The organism is Okeania sp. SIO3B5, from assembly GCF_010692555.1.
GTDB lineage: Bacteria > Cyanobacteriota > Cyanobacteriia > Cyanobacteriales > Microcoleaceae > Okeania.
Genome location: NZ_JAAHHG010000132.1, coordinates 1 through 22359, shown reverse-complemented (window position 1 = coordinate 22359; position 22359 = coordinate 1). Strand labels below are relative to the sequence as shown.

The 22359-nt window shown below is 39.3% G+C and carries 18 protein-coding genes and 1 pseudogene; 6 read left to right on the top strand and 13 right to left on the bottom strand.

All coding sequences use genetic code 11. The features are described from left to right. Positions 1-104 precede the first annotated feature (104 nt). Entirely contained in the window at positions 105-332 is a 228-nt protein-coding gene (locus tag F6K54_RS18675) for a hypothetical protein (protein ID WP_293080326.1), read from the bottom strand. Positions 333-379: 47 nt separating this feature from the next. Here F6K54_RS18675 and F6K54_RS18670 point away from each other — a divergent pair, with 47 nt between their 5' ends. Beyond that, positions 380-3091, top strand: a complete 2712-nt coding sequence (locus F6K54_RS18670) for an SBBP repeat-containing protein (RefSeq protein ID WP_293080324.1) — start codon at positions 380-382, stop codon at positions 3089-3091. A gap of 180 nt (positions 3092-3271) precedes the next feature. Here F6K54_RS18670 and F6K54_RS18665 read toward each other — a convergent pair whose 3' ends face one another. Both F6K54_RS18665 and tnpA read right to left on the bottom strand, forming a co-directional pair. Beyond that, positions 3272-3889, bottom strand: coding sequence for a hypothetical protein (locus tag F6K54_RS18665; protein WP_293080322.1), 618 nt, complete (start codon positions 3887-3889; stop codon positions 3272-3274). Between the two features lie 461 nt (positions 3890-4350). Beyond that, a pseudogene (gene tnpA, locus F6K54_RS18660) lies at positions 4351-4769 on the bottom strand (IS200/IS605 family transposase). 54 nt (positions 4770-4823) lie between these two features. Here tnpA and F6K54_RS43005 point away from each other — a divergent pair. The 3 genes from F6K54_RS43005 to F6K54_RS42995 all read left to right on the top strand — a co-directional run bounded on the left by F6K54_RS43005 (position 4824) and on the right by F6K54_RS42995 (position 6143). Then, positions 4824-5183, top strand: coding sequence for a helix-turn-helix domain-containing protein (locus F6K54_RS43005; protein ID WP_366558166.1), 360 nt, complete (start codon positions 4824-4826; stop codon positions 5181-5183). A 140-nt stretch (positions 5184-5323) separates the two neighbouring features. After that, positions 5324-5686: a hypothetical protein gene (locus F6K54_RS43000; RefSeq protein WP_366558165.1), complete on the top strand. Its 363-nt coding sequence runs from the start codon at positions 5324-5326 to the stop codon at positions 5684-5686. Next, positions 5622-6143 carry a zinc ribbon domain-containing protein gene (locus tag F6K54_RS42995; RefSeq protein WP_366558164.1) on the top strand — a complete coding sequence of 174 codons (522 nt, stop codon included), beginning with the start codon at positions 5622-5624 and terminating at the stop codon, positions 6141-6143. Before F6K54_RS43000 ends, F6K54_RS42995 begins: the two co-directional genes overlap by 65 nt. A gap of 141 nt (positions 6144-6284) precedes the next feature. On the opposite strand, the gene F6K54_RS18650 is transcribed toward F6K54_RS42995, so the two are convergent. The 4 genes from F6K54_RS18650 to F6K54_RS18635 all read right to left on the bottom strand — a co-directional run bounded on the left by F6K54_RS18650 (position 6285) and on the right by F6K54_RS18635 (position 12402). Continuing rightward, on the bottom strand, positions 6285-6944 hold the full coding sequence (locus tag F6K54_RS18650; RefSeq protein WP_293080319.1) for a hypothetical protein: 660 nt from the start codon (positions 6942-6944) through the stop codon (positions 6285-6287). A 165-nt stretch (positions 6945-7109) separates the two neighbouring features. Beyond that, the gene (locus tag F6K54_RS18645; RefSeq protein WP_293080316.1) at positions 7110-7238 is read right to left on the bottom strand and encodes a peptidoglycan-binding protein; all 129 of its coding nucleotides are present in this window, start codon (positions 7236-7238) and stop codon (positions 7110-7112) included. 208 nt (positions 7239-7446) lie between these two features. Beyond that, the gene (locus F6K54_RS18640; protein WP_293080314.1) at positions 7447-11484 is read right to left on the bottom strand and encodes a hypothetical protein; all 4038 of its coding nucleotides are present in this window, start codon (positions 11482-11484) and stop codon (positions 7447-7449) included. A 594-nt stretch (positions 11485-12078) separates the two neighbouring features. Next, on the bottom strand, positions 12079-12402 hold the full coding sequence (locus F6K54_RS18635) for a hypothetical protein (protein ID WP_293080311.1): 324 nt from the start codon (positions 12400-12402) through the stop codon (positions 12079-12081). Between the two features lie 372 nt (positions 12403-12774). On the opposite strand from F6K54_RS18635, the gene F6K54_RS18630 reads away from it, so the two are divergent. Next, a complete protein-coding gene (locus F6K54_RS18630; RefSeq protein WP_293080309.1) occupies positions 12775-14100 on the top strand; it encodes an AAA-like domain-containing protein in 1326 nt (441 codons plus the stop codon). 180 nt (positions 14101-14280) lie between these two features. On the opposite strand, the gene F6K54_RS18625 is transcribed toward F6K54_RS18630, so the two are convergent. The 4 genes from F6K54_RS18625 to F6K54_RS18610 are packed head-to-tail and all read right to left on the bottom strand — an operon-like array spanning position 14281 to position 15373. Then, on the bottom strand, positions 14281-14415 hold the full coding sequence (locus F6K54_RS18625) for a hypothetical protein (RefSeq protein ID WP_293080307.1): 135 nt from the start codon (positions 14413-14415) through the stop codon (positions 14281-14283). Between the two features lie 22 nt (positions 14416-14437). Further along, entirely contained in the window at positions 14438-14644 is a 207-nt protein-coding gene (locus tag F6K54_RS18620; protein ID WP_293080304.1) for an IS200/IS605 family accessory protein TnpB-related protein, read from the bottom strand. 4 nt (positions 14645-14648) lie between these two features. Then, positions 14649-14954 carry a transposase gene (locus F6K54_RS18615; RefSeq protein WP_293080301.1) on the bottom strand — a complete coding sequence of 102 codons (306 nt, stop codon included), beginning with the start codon at positions 14952-14954 and terminating at the stop codon, positions 14649-14651. 38 nt (positions 14955-14992) lie between these two features. Next, positions 14993-15373, bottom strand: a complete 381-nt coding sequence (locus tag F6K54_RS18610) for a transposase (protein ID WP_293080299.1) — start codon at positions 15371-15373, stop codon at positions 14993-14995. 430 nt (positions 15374-15803) lie between these two features. On the opposite strand from F6K54_RS18610, the gene F6K54_RS18605 reads away from it, so the two are divergent. Further along, on the top strand, positions 15804-19316 hold the full coding sequence (locus F6K54_RS18605) for an AAA-like domain-containing protein (protein WP_293080296.1): 3513 nt from the start codon (positions 15804-15806) through the stop codon (positions 19314-19316). Between the two features lie 500 nt (positions 19317-19816). Here F6K54_RS18605 and F6K54_RS18600 read toward each other — a convergent pair whose 3' ends face one another. Further along, positions 19817-20389, bottom strand: a complete 573-nt coding sequence (locus tag F6K54_RS18600) for a hypothetical protein (protein ID WP_293080294.1) — start codon at positions 20387-20389, stop codon at positions 19817-19819. A 321-nt stretch (positions 20390-20710) separates the two neighbouring features. Then, positions 20711-21868: a YHYH protein gene (locus tag F6K54_RS18595; protein ID WP_293080291.1), complete on the bottom strand. Its 1158-nt coding sequence runs from the start codon at positions 21866-21868 to the stop codon at positions 20711-20713. Positions 21869-22359: the final 491 nt, after the last annotated feature.

Here is a 22359-nt window from a genome sequence, read left to right as displayed (position 1 = left end):
ATACTTAAGTATCATTTTAGTAAATTAACTTTAATTCTGGTATTGCTGAGGGGTGGGATGAATATACAGCAGATTCCAAGTACACGAAGTACAGATATTAACAATTAAATTTTTGTAGTGCTGGCATCTTGCCCGCGATGGGTATACCTCACCAAAGTGCAATCTACTGTAAGTGGTGTGGGTATCCTGCCTACGGTGAAAATATCAGGAACGGGAACGAACGGGAACGAACGGGAATGAACGGGCCAGAGGCCCATTCCACAAAACCCATTCCACAAAACCCATTCCACAAAACCCATTCCACAAAACCCATTCCACAAAACCCATTCCACAAAACAACTTTAATTCTTAATAAGCATTCTTTTTTGCTCGAAATATAATGATAGATTATTTCAATTATTCAGACACTCCATTATTCGGTTTACCTTTAACTAATCTTCCGGAAGATAATCAAATTAATAATCAAAATATTGCCTCTAGTTCGGAAATATTACCCCAAAAATTAGAAGTACAAAAATTTGATACACTTCCGACTGATTTATCCATAAATAATGACCCTTTTACAAACATTAGTTTTATCGAAAATGCAGGACAAATTAACAATACTGAGATTGAGTATTTAGCAAAAGCAAATAACTATGATTTATTATTTGCCCAAGATGAAATTATCTTTGCTGCTGCTCAAGAAATAGAAGGTCAAACCACCTCAGATGTAGTAACATTAAATTTCCAAAATGCTAATCCCGAACCTATTATTAAACCTTTAAATCAACTGCCGGGAGTTGCCAACTTTTTCCAAGGTAATAACTCCGATAATTCATACGATTCATATACAAATATTCCGACTTATGCCGCTATTGAGTATGAAAATTTATATCCTGGAATTGACCTAATATATAGTAGTATCAACGGCAACCTAAAAAGTGATTTTATTATTTCTCCCAACATCGACACTTCTCAAATTATTCTTAACTATAGTGGAATAGAAGAAATTAATATTCTTGCTGACGGTACTTTATCTATAGATACTAAATTAGGAGAATTAACTGAAGCACCCCCAATTGCTTATCAAGAAATAAATGGTCAGCAAATTGAAGTCGAAGTCGCCTATCAACTCCTCGAAAATAATCAAGTAGGATTCGACATTGGAGAATATAATAAAGACTATGAATTAGTTATCGACCCCACCGTAGAATATTCCACATTAATCGGAGGAAATGGTTTTGACCGTGGCAATGGCATTGCTGTAGATATTGCTGGAAATGTTTACATAACAGGAGATACTACCTCCGTTGATTTTCCCACATTAAATGCAATTCAATCAGACTTTAATGGTGGGGGAGTAGTATTTAATAACGATGCTTTTGTCACTAAACTCGACCAAGATGGAAATGTTCTTTGGTCTACTTATTTTGGAGGAAGTAACGATGAATTTGGCACAGATATTGCTGTAGATATAGCAGGCGGAGTTTACGTTACAGGTAATACTAATTCTCTAGATTTCCTAACAGTTAATGCCTTCCAAACTACTTATGGTGGAGGTAGTTTTAACGGTGATGCTTTTGTGACAAAACTTTCTAGTTTAGGCAATAGCGTACAATATTCTACTTACCTTGGCGGTCGAGATGAAGATATTAGTAGAGGTATTGCCGTAGATAATAATGGCAATGCTTTTGTAACAGGAAGTACGGGTGGTTTTTCACCATTTCCCGCAGATCCAATTCCTGGTTTTGCCGACTTTCCTACTACAGAAGATGCTTTTCAAACCGAAACTACTAATAATCTGAATCGCGATGCTTTTGTAACTAAATTATCCAGAAATGGCAAAACATTAGAATATTCTACTTTATTAGGTGGGATAGATTTTGATTCAGCAATTGATATTGAAGTTGATAATAATAATAATGCTTATATAACAGGTTCAACTAGGTCTTTTGACTTCCCGCTTGAGAACCCACTGCAAAATTTTTATGGGGGAGATAGCGATATTTTTATTACTAAATTAAATCCTGAAGGTAGCGACTTACTTTTCTCAACTTTTTATGGTCAGGGTGATGGTGATTCAGGCAGTGGTATTGCTATAGATTTAGCTGAAAATATTTATATTTCTGGTACAACAGGAACTCGTATTCTTGAGGGAGATATTGCTACTTCTCCTGTGGGAGATTTTCCTGCTTTGAGTGGATTTCAAAATTTCTTTGGAGGGGGTAGTAGTGATGCTATTGTCATGAAAATTAATCGGGATAATAGTTTAGGATATGCGAGTTTTTTAGGTGGAAATAATAGTGAATTTGCTAATGATATTGCTGTAGATAATTTGGGTAATGCTTATGTGACGGGTAGTACTGCTTCTGTGAATTTTCCGATTATTAATGAGTTTCAACAAGGTGTTGGTTTGGGATTACCGGATGATGTTTTTGTGAGTAAAGTTGCTAGTAGTGGATTGTTTTTAGATTTTTCTGCAACTATTGGTGGTGTAGGAAATGAATCTGGAAATGGTATTGCTATAGACCCCGCTCAGAATACTTATGTAGTTGGTTTTTCTGATTCTATAGATTTTCCAGTTATTGATGCTTTGAATAATTTTGGTTTAGAATCTAATGCTTTTGTGGCTAAGATTGTTTCAGATATTACGCCACCTGAATTTTTCCAGAATTTTATTGAATATTTGATAGAACAACAAATTAATCCAATAGAAATCTATTTTGATGAAGAATTTTATTTAGAAAATAACGTTGATGTAGCCAGATTTGTGCAAAATGGTTTGTTTACAAATGGTTTCGACCACTTTATTAATCAAGGTCAATTTCAAGGACGCAACCCCAGTCTTTTATTTGATGAAACTACTTATTTAATTGAAAATCCAGGAGTGGCAGAAGCAGTGGATAATAATGTTTTTAATAGTGGGTTCGAGCATTTTATTAATGTTGGTTTTTTTGAAGGACGTGATGAAAATACAACTGAATTTGATGAACGATTTTATCTAGCTTCTAATCCTGTTGTAGCTTTAGCAGTAGAAAATGATGTTTTTAATAGTGGGTTTGAACATTTTATATTGTTTGGTAAAGCTGAAGGGCGATCGGGAAATTAGTATGAAGTTAGAAGTCAAAAGTCAAAAGTCAAAAGTTAGAAGTTAAAAGTCAGGAGTAAGGAGCAGAGGCGTTACATAAATGCAGGATGATTTTAATAGTTTTGTGTTTTGTGGAATGTGCCTCTTGTGGAATGGGCCTCTGGCCCGTTCCAAATCAGAGATTATAGTGCGGGTCTTCTGCTAATTTGTTAGATAAAAATCATAGTTCCGGTGGTATCTGTCGCGTCTTCGCCGATAATCATAGTCCCGGTGGTACCCGTCACGTCTTCGCCCATAATCATAATCTCGGTCGTATCTGTCACGTCTTCGCCCATAATCATAATCCCGGTCATATCTGCCACGTCCTCGCCCATAATCATAATCCCGGTCATATCTGCCACGTCCTCGCCCATAATCATAATCCCGGTTGTATATGTCACGTCTTTTTCGTAGTCGATAATTTTCTAAAGTATTCCATTTGCGGTCAAGTCTACGGTCTAGATCGTCGTGAGCTTCTTGAATAATTCTTTCTTTTTCTGCTTTAGGAAGACTTCGGTTATGAGGTTTATCCATCTCATATTTAATCCTGCGATCGATTCTTTCGTGTAGTTCATGCCTTTTTCTTTGTCGGTACTCATCTTCCTTTTGACGCGCTCGAATGCGATATTTATCTTTGCGATCGGCTAATATAATTTGATTTTCCTCTAAGCTTTTTTGTTCAGTTTTGATGTTAGTAACATTATTGAAGGCCATTGCTGGATAGGTACAACTAAGGCCAAAATATAAGGGAATAATAGCGAGCAAAAATTTGTTATTCATAATCAAAACAATGGGGTTGCACATTCTGGAATGATACTGCAAAAAATTGGTTTATACTTTGACTAAAAAAACCGGGTATTAATCATTCTAGCAATTCTAGAATCCAACATCCTATTCATCAAAAATCTCAAATCATTCATCACTGTGCAACGCCAAAAGCAGTTAACCATTATGGACTCATTAAGTCCAAGGTGGAATTTTAAGGATGTACCCATGACAAGGGACGCTTAACAGAGGAGTCGGATAAGGTCAAAGTCTCATGTCCGGTTCTGAAAACGAGCAGGTTCTATAAAAGAATCAATCTGGAAATGAGCTTGCTTAGTTTAACACTGAAATTGATTTTAGGTTTTCAGTCTAATTTATCTTCTCCCGGGAGAAGCCCCACGCCGTTTGCGTTTGCGTAGCATCCCGTAGGGAAGCATGACCTAGGAAAAGCGGGGAGCGTGGGATGAATCCCAGCCTTAACCATCCGGTGTAGCCTGAGAATCTATATACTTTTTCAACACAGAAATAGTTACACCACCACAACTAGCAATAAAATAAGAACTATTCCATAACACAGGTTTTTTGTAGTAAGTTTTGCTTAATTCTGAACCAAATTCTACACGCATTTTTCGACTAGAAACACTTTTAAGAGAGTTAACTAATTTGCTCAAATGTATATCTGGGTGATACTGGAATAATAGATGTACATGGTCTTGTTCGCCATCAAAACTAACAACTCTACAGTCTTGCTGTTCGCTCCAAACCTGCAAATATTTCATGTAGCCGTTCAATCATTGTCCCAGTAAAAACTTTACGCCTATACTTTGTAGTTAATACGTTTAGGGGCTTTCAAGTCAGAGAGAGACCTTCCTTTTGAGTAAAAATCATTTTTCAAGCGACATTATAGAATATTGTGTTATAATCAGTGTATATTAAAACTGTATCACCTATGAAGTATACTTACCAATATCGTATATATCCACAGACTAGCCAGAAGTTGACACTAAACAACTGGCTCAGAATTTGTCGGTATTGGTATAACAGAATGTTAGGAGAACGTTTTAACTGGTGGGAGCAAAACAGATGTCCTATAAATGCTTGTCCTCTAATTTCTCATTTACCTCAATTAAAAGACAAACCAAATTACTATAACCAGAAAAAGCAATTACCAGAACTGAAAAAGGCTATAGTAGAAGTCAAACACTCAGGCGAGCATCTGGATTTTTCCCAAGTCTATTCAACAGTTTTGCAAGATATCTGTAAAAGAGTAGAAACAACATTTTCGCTTATTTGTAGCAGGCGATCGTAAAGGTAATCGTAGCGGCAAACCGAGATTTAAAAGTCAATCTAGATATCGTTCATTGAACTTTCAAGAGTGCTGATGATTCTTGGTTAAAATTTTCATCAATTAATAGTAAATGGTTATATATTTCAATTCCTAAAATAGGTTTGATTAAAGTCAGGACTCATAGAGTAATACCTGATGGAAGTAAAATCAAACAAATTTCATTAACAAAAAAAACTGATAGTTGGTGGATAAATTTAAGCTTAGAGGATAAATCAATCCCTGAGTTGAAAACTGACAAGATTCAACCTACATGGGAAAACTCAATAGGATTAGATGCCGTCCTAGACAAAGATATATATTTAGCTACATCAGAAGGGGAAAAATTACCTTCTGTGAAACCTTTAAGAACAAATCAAGATCAACTAACGAAAGTATCCCAACGCAAGAACAAACGTAAAGATGGTAGTAAAGCTAGGCGTAAAGCACGCAAAACGCGAAGGCAAAATTCATCAAAAAATAGCTAGAATTCGTAAAGATTTCCAGTACAAAACAGCTTACAAATTAATTCAAACAGGTAAAAAAGTATTTTTCCATGAGAAATTAAATCTCACAGGATTAACTCGCAGAAATCAAACCAAAAAAGATGAAGATGGGAAATATTTGCCTAATGGTCAATCCTCCAAATCTGGATTAAATAAATCCTGGCTCGATGCTGCATTTAATCAATTCTTTCAAATACTAGGTCAGGTAGCCGAAAAAGCTAACGCTAGAGTGGTAGAATGCAAACCAAATTATACATCTCAATTACTTTCTTATCGAGATGAAATAGTGTTTATAGATTGCAGTATCAGAGAATATTTTGATGAGAAATTACAGTTGAAAATTGATAGAGATATTAACGCTGCCATCAATGTGAAACGAGTCGGGCTGGACTTGTTCGGTGACTATAAACCGCCGTCAAAACAAAGTGGTTATAGCTAAATCTAAAACCGCTTCTGTTTCTAAGGAAGTTCTGACAGTCTTTAAAAGGCATTTCTATGCCTACACAGAAAGCGGATTCGTCTGTGTAGGTAAGTCACGTTTTATAACTTAATTAACTACATTTATTAATATACGAACTTGTTACGACTTGTTACAAGACGAAATAACCTTATTTTCTGTCTTCTTATTTTTTGTATCTTCATTTCCAAACAAGTAGTAGTCAAAATCAAACCAAACTGTGTAGACCCCATTTTCACTATGGTTTATTTTAATACTAAATTTATCTACATCATCAGGAGGATATTTGAATTCCTGATCATCTAAAACTTTAGAGTCAGATTTTTGAGTTAAACTAGCACGGTATTCAAACTCTTTCATCATCATAGCACTTGTCTCGGGTTTATTAGTTAATTGGGGACATTCTAAGTAATCCCAATTAATAGTTAATCTTTCGACAATAAAAGTACCACTAATATTTTTATTACCTATCTCTATATCAGCATAACTATTCCTGCTATCTATTTTCTTCATATTATATGTAACTGTAGGTTCATTAGGATTACCAGGAGGTGGATCTGGATTTGGAGGTGGAGGTGGAGGTGGAGATGATGCAAAGTTAAGAACAATACCAAGCACTAGAAGAAATAACCCTATAGGAATAGTAAATTTTTTTTGTTCTCGTGAAACCTCAATTATACCACCTATTTTTGTAACAAATCCTAAAATAATAATCAATAGTCCTGCCACAATTAGCATGGTTGGTATTTGCAAATTAAGTAATACTTCTATTACGTCTGTCATATTTTCTAAGTTCTTTAATTGTAATGAGCTGGTGTTGAACACAGTATTAATAGCGGTTTAAAATGCGCTAGAATGTTTTCTATTGTATTAAGATAGGCGAGAATAACTGAAGTCAGAAGTGGGAGCATTGAACTCCCACACTTGGATAATACAACCTAAAAATCGTTAGTCTTGAATCATATTGCTCATCAGAGCATACCAAGTTAAAAGACCGACAATGCCATCAACTTCTAAGAGACTGTTTGTAAAGTTTTGTAAGGGAAAGCGATCGCCATAACGCAAAAGGTAAGACAATGATAAACGAGAAATTTACACCTGGAAAACGTCCGGGTCAAGCTGGCTCTGCGAGGCTAATTTTTCTCCCACATTACTAAATTCATGCCTAAAAAACCTCGACCCAGAAAAATTATGCTTTCTCTGTCAGGCTGATGTTGAAGAGATTACCATACGCATAGATCTCAAATGGGTTCTATAAGGTTTTAGTTGATTACTCTGTGCTTCGTCAACTTGTCGGTCTACCATAAACCCGAATTCCTTCTAGTACCACGGATTTGTTACTTTGAGACAAGAGGTCGTCAATCTCCACTGAAATACTCGATACAGGTGTGGAGTAGTCCAGGTAGACCCTCAGTAAACTGGTGTTTCTGTAAGGGAACTGACATTTCTCGTTGCCCTCCTCTCCACAGACCATGTCATCATAAGTCGGAAACAACCCCTGACCGATCTGTGACCCTTCCTGATCCAGTACAGTGATCGTTTTAGGACGCTTTTGCCACCAGTCAGATTTCACGACGACTTGGGTAACAATAAAGCTATTATTCAGTGGAATCGACACTTGATAGGGCAACGACTGCGATAGTAGTTTCTTGTTCAATGAAAGCTCAGTAATGAGTTCGGAGGTGGTGATCGCCACTTGAGGCCCCTGCACCATCGTGCTGTCAAAACTATTCTCATCTGCCAGAGCTTGTATTGCCAACTGGTAATCGCCATCGGGCGTGGAGAGAAAGTCACTTGTCTGGACGGTCAACTGCCAAGGAGTAGCGTCCACAGTTTGGGATATGGCAACTAACTGGGTAGCGGCTTCTAAAATTTCGATCTGGTATTGTACTGCCTGATCATTGCCCTGCCAGGTCACGTTGATCGCCTCAGTTTCTTGAGACCAGTCCATGGTAAGCTGGGTGGGAGCCGCGATTTGCAACACTGGTTCAGAGGCAGCAACTAGAGTTCCGGTCAGCAGAGTTGTCGTCCCCTTGGAACGCACTTTCGCAATGAGAGCCAATCCTTCCGCGTTAAGATAAGCCGTCAAATCAATTGAGACAGAGGGCGATTGAGTTACGGAGTCTGGTTGATCCACAACTAAGCTCGTGAGCGGTGTGGATTCTCCCTGCTCAAATAGCTGAACTTCATATTGAACTGCACCGTCCAGGCGGTTCCAGGTCACGACCAATTGGTCCGTTGCTTTGTTAGCAGACTGTGTAAGCCCCTGAACATCGTCCAAGCAGGTCACAGTAGCCGTTGATTCTCCTGCAAGACTTTGTAGAGAGACGTCATCTCCTACAGCGACAACTTGTGCATAGTACACTCCAGGACCACCCGTAAAATCAGTCAGGGGAACGGTAATCTGATTGTTTTCAGCCAATACAGAGATGTCTTCTATCCCCTTGTTACCGTTCTCATCAAGGAGGCTGACCAAGTACCCTGGTGCCGATTCCACAGTGTCCCACGTGATATTTAGAGTTTCTGCGGATGGGTCAAAAGTTAGACCAATATTTTCTGGTGTGGCAAGAATATACACCGCATTCGAAAGTGAAGAAGGCAAGCTCGGCAGTTTGGTTGTATCACCAGTTGCTGTGACCGTTACGTGATATTCCCCAGGTGAAAGGGAGCTTGCCTCTAATTCCGCCGGCGAGCTTTGTGCCTTTGTGGACGTGAGCTGATTGTTGTCTTGCATCAGCTGGATCACATAACTTTGCTCGTTCCCTGTCCAAACGACCTCGATTTGCTGTGATTCATTTAGCACGGAAAGCTGTAGATTCGCCGGAGTTGACCATCGGTCAATGGTTGCCTCAGTTGCCTCACTGGTGTAGTCGCCACGAGTGGCGGCAACTTTAACCGTATAACTTGCAGCAGTCATAGATTCGTCGATCGCAAGCGATGCAGTTCTCTGTCCATTGGACAAAGTTTCTTGAGACAGTTGGGTACCAGATGGATCGACAAAGGTCACTTGATAGCCAGCCGCATAAATCACTGCCCCCCAGCTAGCGACAATCTGAGCGACATTATTACTGTCGTCATAAAGCAAAGTTACGGTGCTAGGAGCGCTGGGATTATGATCTGTGCTGCTACTGTTGCCACCGCCACCTCCTCCATTGCCCCCATTACCTCCTCCATCGTCATCCTTATCCTTATCCTTATCATCGTCATCATCGCCACCTCCTTTATTGCCCCCACCGCTACCCGACAGAGACCCCCCAATTGCACCTATCACGGCACTGATGGAGCCTGCAGCCGCGACGCCTCCCGCATCAGCCAATGCAGCGACTCCAGCATCCACTGCAGCAGCCACTGCAGCATCCACCAAGCCATTACAGACAAGGTCGGCAGCATACTGTGCAGCATTTTCCCCTGCGACGATTACCAGGAAGGTCGCGATCGCCTCCGAATCGTTCAGCAAAGCCTGAACAAAAGACTCAGCCGCGCCGGCAAGGGCATCGAAAATTTCGTTGGGCAATGCATCCAAAGACAGATCGTTGGGCAGCAGAAACTCTACGACATTCGGAAAATCGGCAGACATAAACTCGTTACCGTCAACAGATAAGGTATAGCTGCCGTTCAATACAAAATATAACCCGTCCGATTTTGTGTCAAAGGATGGCGTAATTGTGAATTTCTCATCTATTGTGTCAAATAAAAAATCGGTCAGCTGTCCGCATGGACTGGTAGGGTCGTTTGCGATCTGCTTCAAGGTTTCTATAAAGTCGATGACTTCCCCCTGGTAATCGAATTCAGGCCAGTTTTCAACCAAGAAACCTTCAGATTTGCTGTAGCTAAATGTAATATCTAACTTTCCGAAGATTTCGAATGTTTCTGTAGAACTCAAAGTTCCTGCAATCTGTGTGGAACCGTTTGTATCTTTAACTGTTACACTTGTTTGACCAAAGTCTTCCTGGAAGAATTTTAATCCGCATTGAAGTTCGATATATGAATTATTGTTTATAGTTGAAACTTCAAATATTGGGCCATCTGTTCCCCCATTACTGTCAACAATTTGCAACACATAAACATCTATCGGAGCATCCAATTGAATAGACGCAGTAATTCCGTCCGATTTGATCCCAAAATTTCCGCTGAAAGAAATCGTTTCGAGAATAGTAAGGTCAATTTCTGCATAGATATTGAAGTCTGGCTCGTATGTATTAGAATCTGCAGTAGAAATAATTTCATCCGCATCATCTATTTCGAACAAAGTAGATTGAAGCAGTTGGTCGCTGCCTTGTTGGTCGTTATAGTAATAAATAGTGCTTCCTGCTTTGAACTCAATATCAATCAAGTCTGACGGCCATTCAAAATCTGGTATCGATTGTGCGAACAGAGTTGCAATAGATAATGATGCGTTCAATCGAATGTTTACAAGGATGGGGGTGCTGCCCATCAGATAGATTTGACCACTCAGACTCAGGGTTCCGTATTCAACTCCACCCTGCAGCCAGTAGAGATTACTGGAATCATTACCATCTTGAGGGGCCTGCACAGCAAATTTCAGATCAGAAAACTGAATTCCTGGCATGTCGAATGGAAGTTGCAGATCTATCTCTCCATCAGCAGCCAATACTCCGGAAACAGTATTCTCCTTCTTGGAGATAGTTCCGTCGAAATAGTATGTTTGTGTTTCATCGATAAAGTTTTGTACACCGATTTTCCCCTCAATAGCATATTCAGTAGAATCTGCCAACGTATACGCTAACCTTAAATATTGAAAGGAAAAAAGCTTAAATAATGTAAAATCCGGCAATTCAGCGTAATAGGTTGATGTCGATTGTATATCGCCAGACTTTGAAAAGAAGCCGTACAAATTTAGATTATTGCTTTGTTCGCTTTGTTCGCTTTGATCCCTTTGATCGATGCCGATTTCTAAAAGCGAACCTGCGATCGACCAACTGGAAAATTCAATCTTGGCCCAGAAACAGGTTACGCTTTCTAATACCTGATTAAATTGGTCGGTGGCGGTCGGAAAGGGGATTTCTGTAAAATCACCCGTCAACCTTTCGGGGGTGATAGTGGTGTCGGAGTCCAAAGTCTGCAACTGGAAAAACCCAGCCTGTTTGACGAGAAGTTTGAAATCCAAATTCAGATTAAAAGCCTCACTGAGGATTTTAATCACATCGAATCCACTCTCCCCATCCGCATTTTCATCAGAAAGAAAGACATATATCAGCGCATAATCCGTCGCTATGGTCAGTTGACCTGTAAGGGAGCTATTGATTTCATCCCCATCGAATACGCTCCCCAGATTTGTAGCACACAATAGTGAAAACTTCATCTCTTATACTCATAAAAAGTAGACTGATTCAGATAAGCAATAATTACAAACTGAATAAAGGATTCAGCCATTGACTCTCATTGAGGTGTGTCCATGTATGGTCTTGTTTTATATTGGCGATCACAGCAGCCTAAAAATAGAGGTGCGATCGCCTCAAAACCCGCTTAAAATCAGCCGAGCGAGAGATTGTACCCAGTGACAGGGGCTTGAAAAATCGCTGAAAGTCCTTCGGGTGAAAGCTTTCGTTAATTTGTCAATCCGAAAGTTCCGTTTTTAGTAGTAACTAGGGCTTGCTGAATAAGTCTACAGAGCGAATCTAGAGGCTACACAGCTTGAAAAATAGTAGGTTCATCCCTTAGTTCCCAAATTTACCCACCGATTTTCCAGAAAAGTGCAAGGGTTTTGAGCCTCCTTAGGTTATAACCTTGCACTTGTTTGGTCAAAAAAGGCTCAAAACCGATATCTGGTCTATCTTCCAAATTTATTCAGCAAGCCCTAACTAGCAACTTGGGTCACTAGAGCAATAAAGTCACTGCAAGCCTATAAGCGGATATGCTCCTGGTTGATACAATGACAAGTCAGAATATCTTATTATTATTGTGAGCTGAATGTACCAGCAGTTGTATCATAGGTTCCCTCCTGTACATTTACCGCTAAGTCCTGAATTGTATCTCCGGGAAGCACTGATTGGGGTGGCTCGAGGTTAACGTAGAAATTAGTTCCACTACCATCATCCCCACCAACTGCCAGATCCAACAGGGTCTCGGTCTGGGTACTACCATCGGTCGTATCGGTCGTTATCGTCGATACCGAAAACTTGTATGGACTGTCATTGGTAGGACTTCCTGAGGGAATCCCTAAATCTATGTTGTAATCTTTGTTATCTAGTTTCAGAGTTACATTGATACTTGCTTCCATGATTAATCTCCTTGAATTTAGCTGATCGGTGTTTTGATGCGTCCAAATGGACTTGGACTTTGGACTTTATTTGACTTTCTGTCTTCAGTTTCTACACTCTTAAGAGGATTCCAGAGAGCCAATTCTGAATTTTTCGAGTTAGAGGCTGTTTTTTCCCAACTTGTGGTAAATCATGAGGAAGTGCCCGCCATGTACAGCCGTTATTACAAACAACAGAGTTCAGTTTTGTTGAACATCAAGCTCGACTTCTTTGAACCTCATATATTCATTAAATTTCACTGCATACTGACTTATCGCCTGAGAAGATCTGACTTGTGACTGACTTTTAGTTAATCAATGCTAAAGTATATATAGTAGTTAGATTTAGGAGCCATGCCCAGGTCACTTAAAGTTCGTCAAGGGTGCATTGAAAAAGTCAAACTAGCAGTCAGGCGTAACGGCTTTCCCAGCCAGCGAGCTTTGGCTGAGGATGTCGGCTTGGCTTTGGCCACAGTCAGCAATTTCCTCACAGGTAAACCTGTTGACTTTACGACTTTTGAAGAACTTTGCAGTAAATTGATGTTTTCGTGGAGAGAAATTGCTGATTTAGATTTTGATGTGCCATCCCAGACAAGCAATTTTAATCCTGAAACTCCTCAGTTCAGGGATGCCAAACCGGACAAGTCCCCTCCTTACCCCAACGGCCCAGTCCCCCTAGATTCTCATTTTTATATCGACCGTCCCCCGATGGAACAACTGAGCTGCAATGAAATTCTTAAACCTGGAAGTGTTACTCGCATTCAAGCACCTCGGAAAATGGGAAAAAGTTCCCTGCTGCTCAGAATTTTAGCTTTTGCTCAACAACAGAGCTACAAAATAGTAAAAATAGACTTTCAGGAAGCAGATAAGGCCGTTTATGCTCACTTAAATAAATTCTTACGCTGGTTTTGTGCGAATATAGCTCGCCAGCTACAACTACAGCCTCTTCTAGACGAATATTGGGACGAGGAGATGGGTAGTAAAGTAAGTTGCGGGATTTATTTTGAAGGGTATTTGTTAGGGCAAGTAGACACCCCTATCGTTTTGGTCTTAAACGAAATTAATTTAGTTTTTGAACATCCGGACATCGCTGAAGAATTTTTACCCCTGCTGCGATTTTGGCACGAACAAGCAAGGCAAAGTACGCTATTTCAAAAACTGCGTTTAGTTGTAGTTCACTCTACAGAAGTGTATATATCCCTAGATATTAATCAATCTCCATTTAATATAGGATTGCCGATAAAGCTGCCTGAATTTAATTTCAAGCAAATTCAAGATTTAGTAACTAGACACGGATTAAACTGGACAGAAGGAGATAGAGTGGAGCAGTTGATGGCAATGGTGGGAGGACATCCTTATTTAGTGCGCATTGCTCTCTACCATTTGGCCCAAGCACAAATAACATTAGAAACATTGTTACAACAAGCTCCTACTCAAGGAGGAATTTATGGTGGTATCTTACGCCATCACTGGGAAATCATACAAAAAAAACCAACACTATCAGCAGCACTTCATCAGGTGGTAATGACGAGGGAGAGCGTCAAGTTGGACCCAATTGTGACTTATAAGCTAGAAAGTATGGGACTCGTCAAATTAGACGGCGATCGCGCTTACCCCTCCTGTCAAATGTATCGTCTTTATTTTGCTGGTCAATACCAACAAGAAGAAAATAGGGTTTAATTCAGCTAACTAATAAATGATATAACCGTACGAAAAAAACTGTAGAAAATCGTAACAGCTTTTATCTTGATATTGGATTAACCAATACTGGCGCTCTCGGCACAGCTCACTATTCCCTCGCCAGTAAATGCCTCTGGGAATTTCTTTCTTATTATTTGAAGACTACCATTAATATCGGCATTAATGACTATACCAGTTCCACTCCGTTTGGAAACCACGTTTGACTCGTTTACCCCTATAAGTTTCATGTTTAATTGGTTGCTCAAGGTCAACGGCAGATGTTTTGCTTGTATAGCTTTCCTCTGTTTCAATCACCTTGATTCCTGCTAGCTGACATTTATAAGTAATTTGCTTGGGTTTTCTTATCATGTGGTATTTGGGTGAAATTTTGGTTGTTTTTTTTGCCTATATTTGCACTTTGTTTCCAGTTATCATTTTTTCCTATGACTACAGTACCAATATTATTAGTTACTAAATAATTGACAACTAATTTACTGGTGTTATGCAGATAATTCTCGACAAAACGGTTCCGATGATAACTCAATGCTTCAATATATCCGACTGGTTTTTCTATTGCCTTTGAGATGACTTTGGTACTTAGCTTTACGCTTGTTGTAAAGCTGATTGACGCTTTTTAGTGGCTTCCCGTTAACAAGCAGAGGTTTCACACCAGGCTTGTTTGTAGATAGAGCAACTAATCTGTCAATCCCTAAGTCTATTCCGGCTACATATGTTGAGTGTATTTGTGGCTGAAGTGTTTTTTCATAGACTACTTCAATTATATAGCAGTTGGTAGCAGGTACTATCCTGACTTCGATTACAGTTTCCACAATTACAGGTATGCATGATTTCACTCATGGATAAGTGACAAATACCATCTTTTAGAGGGGCTTTATAGACTGATTCCTTTGAATATATAACTACCCGATCGACCTTGAGTTTTATTTTTATACTTTGGTATTTTTGGTTTACCTAAAAACTTCCCTGGATTTTTTGACCATTCTTTGATTGCCTGAAAATAACCACGCCAAGTTGCAACTAGGCATTTTATTATTTGTTTTGATACTTTCGTTGGTAATGCTCTATAGGCATCGCTATTTTTGGTGGCGTGATATAGCTTGGTTAAATCTAGACTTTTTGAGAACTTGAAAAAATGCTGACGACAATAATAGTTAGCCAGGTTGTACAAGTTTTTTGATTTAAAGGCTAACTCATCACACACCCGCCAAAAGTTATGTGTTCGGTTAATAATATGTCTGTCAACAAGTCGCATTCACCCACTATAATTCATCTTAAGTTTTGTACCTGTTTAATATTACAACACTTTTCTTATAATAGCAACTACTTTCTACAATTTTCATTCAACAGTTAATCACCCACATTCTGTGGCACAAAATGTAGCAACCGAAGAAGGAGTCAGGAGACAGGAGACAGGAGACAGAATTTTAGAAGAAAATCATAACTGCCGTGATTGAGTAATCAATCAAGCAAGTATTTATGCGTAAACTTTTTACTCAGAATTTGGAGGTACTGATAACTGATAACTGATAACTGATAACTGAAATGACTCCTATGATCATACAATAACTATAGGACTTACGCAGATACGCTATATATAGACCTCAAAACTATTGTCCAATAGTTATTTGACTCTATAGATAGTACCTTTGCGTAAGTCCTGAACTAATTATCCGGATACTATTATGACGTATCAAATTGGTGGTAGCCTGCAAGATGATTCGCCCAGTTATGTCGAAAGACTTGCTGACACTCAACTATATAAAGCCTTAAAACGAGGGGAGTTTTGCTATGTGCTTAATTCTCGTCAAATGGGCAAATCTTCCCTATTAGTTAGAACCAGACATAAATTACAAAAAGAAGGTATCAAATGTAGCACTGTCGATCTAACTAATATTGGCAGTAAACATATTACTCCTACACAGTGGTATAAGGGAGTAGTTGGCGAGTTATGGCGGGGTTTTCAACTGTTAGGCAAAGTTAATCTGAAAAAATGGTGGAAAGAAGAAGAAGATATTTCTTTACTGCAAAGATTGAGTCGTTTTATTTGTGATATTCTGCTCAAACAATTTCCCGAAAACAATATTGTCATTTTTGTAGATGAAATTGATAGTATTCTCAGTCTAGATTTTTCTGTAGATGACTTTTTTGCCTTGATCAGATTCTGTTACAATCAACGAGCAATAGATCCAGAATACAAACGCATAACTTTTGGCATTTTTGGGGTTGCCACGCCATCAGATTTAATTAAAGATAAAACTAGAACTCCTTTTAATATTGGTCGCGCCATTGAACTAGATGGTTTTACATTAGAGCAAGTTCAACCTTTAGCAGCAGGATTAAAAATTGGAATAGGAGATAGTTTTGAAGTTATAAAACAGATATTGTATTGGACAAATGGGCAACCATTTCTCAGCCAAAAGTTATGTAAATTAGTGGTTGAAGCTAGTCGAGATTCAGTCAGTGAAATTTTCACTATTCCCCCAGGGAACGAAGAATTTTGGGTGGAAAGCATAGTGAGAACGAAGATACTGCACAAGTGGGAATCACAAGACGAACCAGAACATTTAAGAACAATTAGAGATAGGATTCAAAGAAATGAAAAACGTGCCGCTAAATTATTAGGAATCTATCAGGCTATTTTACAAAGAAAAGAAATAGAAACAGATGACTCTCGAGAACAAATGGAACTAATTTTGTCTGGTTTGGTAGTAAAAAAGAATGGTTTATTGAAGGTGAAAAACCGGATTTATGCGGAAGTCTTTAACACAGAATGGGTAGAAAAGCAATTAAATGTCCTACGTCCTTATTCTCAGGTATTAGAAGCTTGGATAGCATCAAACAAAACTGACCCTTCTCGTTTGTTGCGGGGACTGGCATTAAAAGATGCTCAAAGATGGTCTCAGGGGAAAAGTTTAAGCGATATAGATTATGAATTTTTAGCTGCGTCGGTAGAATTTGACAAATCGGAAATACAAAAAGCATTAGAAGCCGAAAAGACTAAAGCAATTGAAGCACAACTGGCAGAGGAACAAAAAAGATTACTGCAAGAGCAAAAAACTGCTAAACTACAAAGGGTATTTCTGGCTGCAGTCAGTTTCGCCTTATTAGTCGTTTCTGGATTGGGAATAATAACTTTTATACAATATCAACGAGCAGAAATTCGTGAAAAAGAAGCAATAATTAGCGAAATCAAAGCATTAGTTTCTTCTTCTACTGGAAACTACAACTCACATCAAAGATTAGATGCACTTTTGTCTGCGATTAAAGCCTACAATCAAGTAAAAACATTAGGAGAAGTAGACTCAAAGCTCAAAAACCAAGTTGAATTAGTACTTACGAAAGCCTTGTATGGGGTAGACGAGTACAATCGCCTAATCGGTCACAGTGCGGGCCTTTGGGGGGTTGCGGTTAGTCCCAATGGCGAGTTCATTGCCTCTGCTAGTGCAGATCGAACCGTCAAACTCTGGAATAAAAACGGTAAGTTGTTGACAACTTTCACGAGTCACAATTCGGGGGTTTTGGGAGTTACTTTTAGCCCAGACGGAGAAATAATTGCCTCTAGTGATGAACAGGGGAATATCTTGCTGTGGTATAAAAATGGCAAGTTGTTGAGAACATTGAAAGGACACAGTGGAGCGGTTGCAAGAGTTACTTTTAGTTCTGACGGCGAGATCATAGCTTCTGCTAGTGAGGATAAAACAGTTAAACTCTGGAACAAAAGTGGCAAGTTATTGAGAACATTAAAAGGACATAGAATGAAAATTGCTGATGTGGCAATTAGTTCCGACGGCGAGATTATAGCTTCTGCTAGTACAGATCGAACCGTCAAACTCTGGAACAAAAACGGCAAATTGTTAAATACTCTAACTGGTGTTGGAGTCAGATCAGTTGCAATTAGTCCCGACGGCGAGATCATAGCTGCTGCTAGTAAAGATCGAACTGTCAAACTTTGGAACAAAAGCGGCAAGTTGTTAAATACTCTAACCGATAATGATGGTATGATTTATCGTCTGGCCTGGAGTTCTGACGGACAAATGCTTGCTTCTGCTTCCATAGACACTACAGTGAAAATCTGGCATCGAGATGGGAGATTGTATAGAACTTTGAGAGGACATAGTGCTGTTGTTAGAGATATTGCTTTTAGTCCTGATGGAAAGACGATCGTCTCTGCGAGTGAAGATAAGACTGTAAAACTCTGGAAACTTGACAACAGTTTGTATAAAATCCTTACTGGCCATGAGGATTGGGTAGGGGCAGTCGCCTGGAGTTTTGACGGAAGTTTACTTGCATCAGCATCAGCAGATACCACCGTTAAACTCTGGCAAACAAATGGTAAGTTACTCAGAAGTCTGGAAGGACATCAGGCTATTGTTTTTGATGTGGATTTTAGCCCTAATAATAGAACTCTTGCATCAGCATCATCAGACAATAGCATTAAAATCTGGCAAACAAATGGCAAGTTGCTGCAAACCCTTGAGAAAAATGTTGTTTTTTGGGGGGTTGCCTTTAGTCCCGACGGCGACAAAATAGTCTCCGCTTTGGGAAACAATACAGTTAACCTCTGGCAAACAAATGGCAAATTTTTACTCACTCTGACAGGACATACTGCTGAGGTTAAAGACGTTACTTGGAGTCCTAACGGCAAGATAATTGCCTCGACTTCTGTTGATAATACGGTTAAACTCTGGCAGGCGGACGGAAAGTTATTGAGAACTCTTACTGGACATAAATCGACAGTTAGAGGTGTAGTTTTTAGTCCCGATGGTGAGATTATTGCCTCTGCTGGGGCAGATAATATGCTTAAACTCTGGCAGCGCGATGGGACCTTATTAAGAAGCTTTTTTGGACATGATGCTTCTATTTGGGGAGTAGACTTTAGTCCCGACGGCAAGATAATTGCCTCTGCTTCTTTGGACAAAACAGTCAAACTCTGGAACATTGACGGTACTTTATTAAAAACTCTAACCGCACACTCTGGTGGGGTTAGAGGAGTTGCTTTGAGTCCTGATGGCCAGATGCTCGCTTCTGCTAGTAGCGATCGCACCATCATTCTGTGGAATTTGGATCGGATTCTTCAGCTTGACAAACTAGCTTATGCTTGCAATTGGGTAAAAGATTATCTACAAACCAATCAACAGTTAGAACAGAGCGATCGCAACCTGTGCGATGGAATTATCTTCCCCTCACCGAAATAGGACGCTCGCGAGTATTACAGCAGTTTCGGAGTTAACTCCGAAACCCAACAAAAATTGGCATTTGTTGGGTTTGACTTTGAGAAGCAAACTATTGGCGTGTCAAGCTGAAAATGGTGCATTAGGCGTAGGTTGGGTTGAGGGACCGTTAGCGGAGCTTATCCGTAGGATAAACCCAACATTAGTAAGGTTTTGTTGGGTTTCCCTCCGGGAAGCTCCGCTAACACTGCCGTTCAACCCAACCTACATTTTTAGGCGTGTCAGTCCACTACTGGACTGTTTCATCTAAAATAGTGCATTAGGCGTAGGTTGGGTTGAGGAACCGTTAGCGCCAGCTTATCCGTTAGGATAAACCCAACATTAGTAAGCTTTTGTTGGGTTTCCCTTCGGGAAGCTCCGCTAACACTGCCGTACCGCTACTTGGTGTGCAAGCTACAACCCAACCTACATTTTTAGGTGTGTCACGCCACTACACAAGGGGAAACAGTGCGAAATATCCAGCTTTACTGTTTTCCTGGCAAAGGCACAATAAGGGGATTAGGAGGGGTATGGCTTCCACTTAGTGTGATGCCATCCTTATTAGCAAGTTTGTTAATAAGCTCCCACTCTACTTTCATGTAGGCAGCTATAAAACCCGCGACTGGTGCAAGCGTTCCACCACTTAAGGCAACTATTGCTCCCACAAGAGAGGCTAACGCAACCGTAATGTCACCCTCATCATTAATTTCATCGATTGTTTCTTTTGTGAGATAAATTGTGAATACTCCGATCCAAATTTTTACTTTACCTGCATCATCGGGCAATTTATAGGTTGCGAGGGGTTGTGTTAAAAACTCATCTACAAGCTTGCCAACTTTCTCTATTTCTTCCAAAGCTGTCTGAGCTCCATCAGCAATCACTTCAACACCATCCTCGCCAATATCCACCACAGAATCGGCAGCATCCTCCACAGCATTCTTTACCTTTTTGCCTGCCTTCTTGAGCCCCTTGCCGATCTTTTTAAAAATACCCATAAAAGTATGTCCTTTGCTTGATTGATTACTGGAGTTTTGACTAAAGTTTAAATAATCACTCAATACCTAGAATGAGTCTAGAATATTGATTGTCAAATCAATAACCTGTCAAAACACCAGTTAAGGTTTAGTAAACTATTCAACTCAGAGAACTCTTGTTTGTAGTAAAGAGTTCAGTTTTGTTGAACATCAGGTTCGACTTATTTGAACCTTATATATCTATCAAACTCCACAGCATACTGATTTACCGCCTGAGAATATCTGACTTGTGCCTGACTTTTAAAAGATAAAACTAGAACTTCCTTTAATTATTTAGACACAAGTCAGAAATAAGTCAGGACAGTTAGAAATAGCGATCGCCACCTGTGCAGCGATTTCGGTTAATTATTCGGCCTTTTGCTTGTTAAATGAACTGTCGGGAGTGCCTTTGAAACACCCCATTACCCAAGGATATGAGTCTGTGACAAAGTAACCGTATACCCCATTGATTGTCATACCATTACATTCATCTAAATCCCCCAATTCTGCGACATATTCGTAATCATCTCTGTATGATCCATCGTATATTCCACCAGGATTTTCACACTTAATCTCTTGTCGATCCCCTTCTTTTAGCTGATAGCTTGATTTAGCTTTTCTGACCGTGCCATTATCATCGTATATTCCACCAGGATTTTCACACTTAATCTCTTGTCGATCCCCTTCTTTTAGCTGATAGCTTGATTTAGCTTTTCTGACCGTGCCATTATCGTCGAAATATGAACCAAAAATAGGGAATCCATCTGCTGCAAAACCAATTACTGGCGAGACAATTGCATTCTCCGAATCGAATAAAGCAACAGGAGAACCATGATAATGATAGATGCCACTTGGCTGTGTGTGTGCGTTGTGGCTATCGGTCTGAAAGTCATTCAAGCTAGACATTGGGTCAAAGCGCCATGGTTGCCCCATATCATTACAGCCAATTTTTCCGTCACCCACGCCATAGCAACCAGCTGAAAGTAAGTCTAATTTGACACCATTAAGAAAAATTGCATTGTCTGTAGCCAGGGATAGCTCTGTATTTTTGGATGCTTGTTGTGGATTCGTCGTAACTTCAAGAGTGAGATTTTGTTCAGACACATCCGTTACAAATTGACTACTGTTGAAGTCATAGTTCGGTATAGCATTGGTAGTAAATATACATTTATCACCACTAACTGAAACCGATAAATTTCCTTCTAACTCCTGATTGCTCTTAAGATCTTTTACAGAAGACGTGTAAGTTTTTACATAATCTGCACAACTAGGTTTCCTTTTCTTCAAAATCACGTCTGTAATGTCCTTGCTATTTTGCCGATTCTTTATTCTTTGTTTAGAGCTTGATTCAACTTTTCTGACCGTGCTATTATTTGCGTATAAGTTGTGGCTATCGATCTTCAATTCACTCAAGCTAGACATCGGATTGCTAGTGTTATTTAGACCTATTGCTGAACTGTTATTAGGACTGAATCCAATCAAGAACAAGACAAGCATTATCATGTAAATGTATTTCAATTTCATTATTGACTCCTAATAGATTTGGGTGTTTGAGTAGCAACTGTGATCGAAGTGGGGTTAAGCCCAAAACCAAATCACAGTACCGTACTTCTACTGGCTTTACTTGCAACAGTTGAGATAGTATTTTTACATTGTAATATCATATCCGGATAATTAGTGACAAAAAAACTTTCTCCTTCTTTTCTTCTTTCTTCCCTCCTTAATTCTAAATTCTAAATTATGAGTAGTTTATTTATAACTGTTCAACCGAACATGATATAAGTGCCGATCCTTTTAATTGATATTCTAGCATTAGAAGCAAAGGGCGCGGACATATCAAAAAGCGAGCAAAAATTTATTATTCATATCGATACAATAAGCTAATTTGGTTATATAGCAGAAGAAAGAAGGAAGAAGGAAGAAGGAAAAGTATTATGTTGTCTGAGTTTTAAACTTTTGAACTGCCCTAACCTTTCCTTCGACTGCTATATTTCTCTTATAGATCATAGCTGATA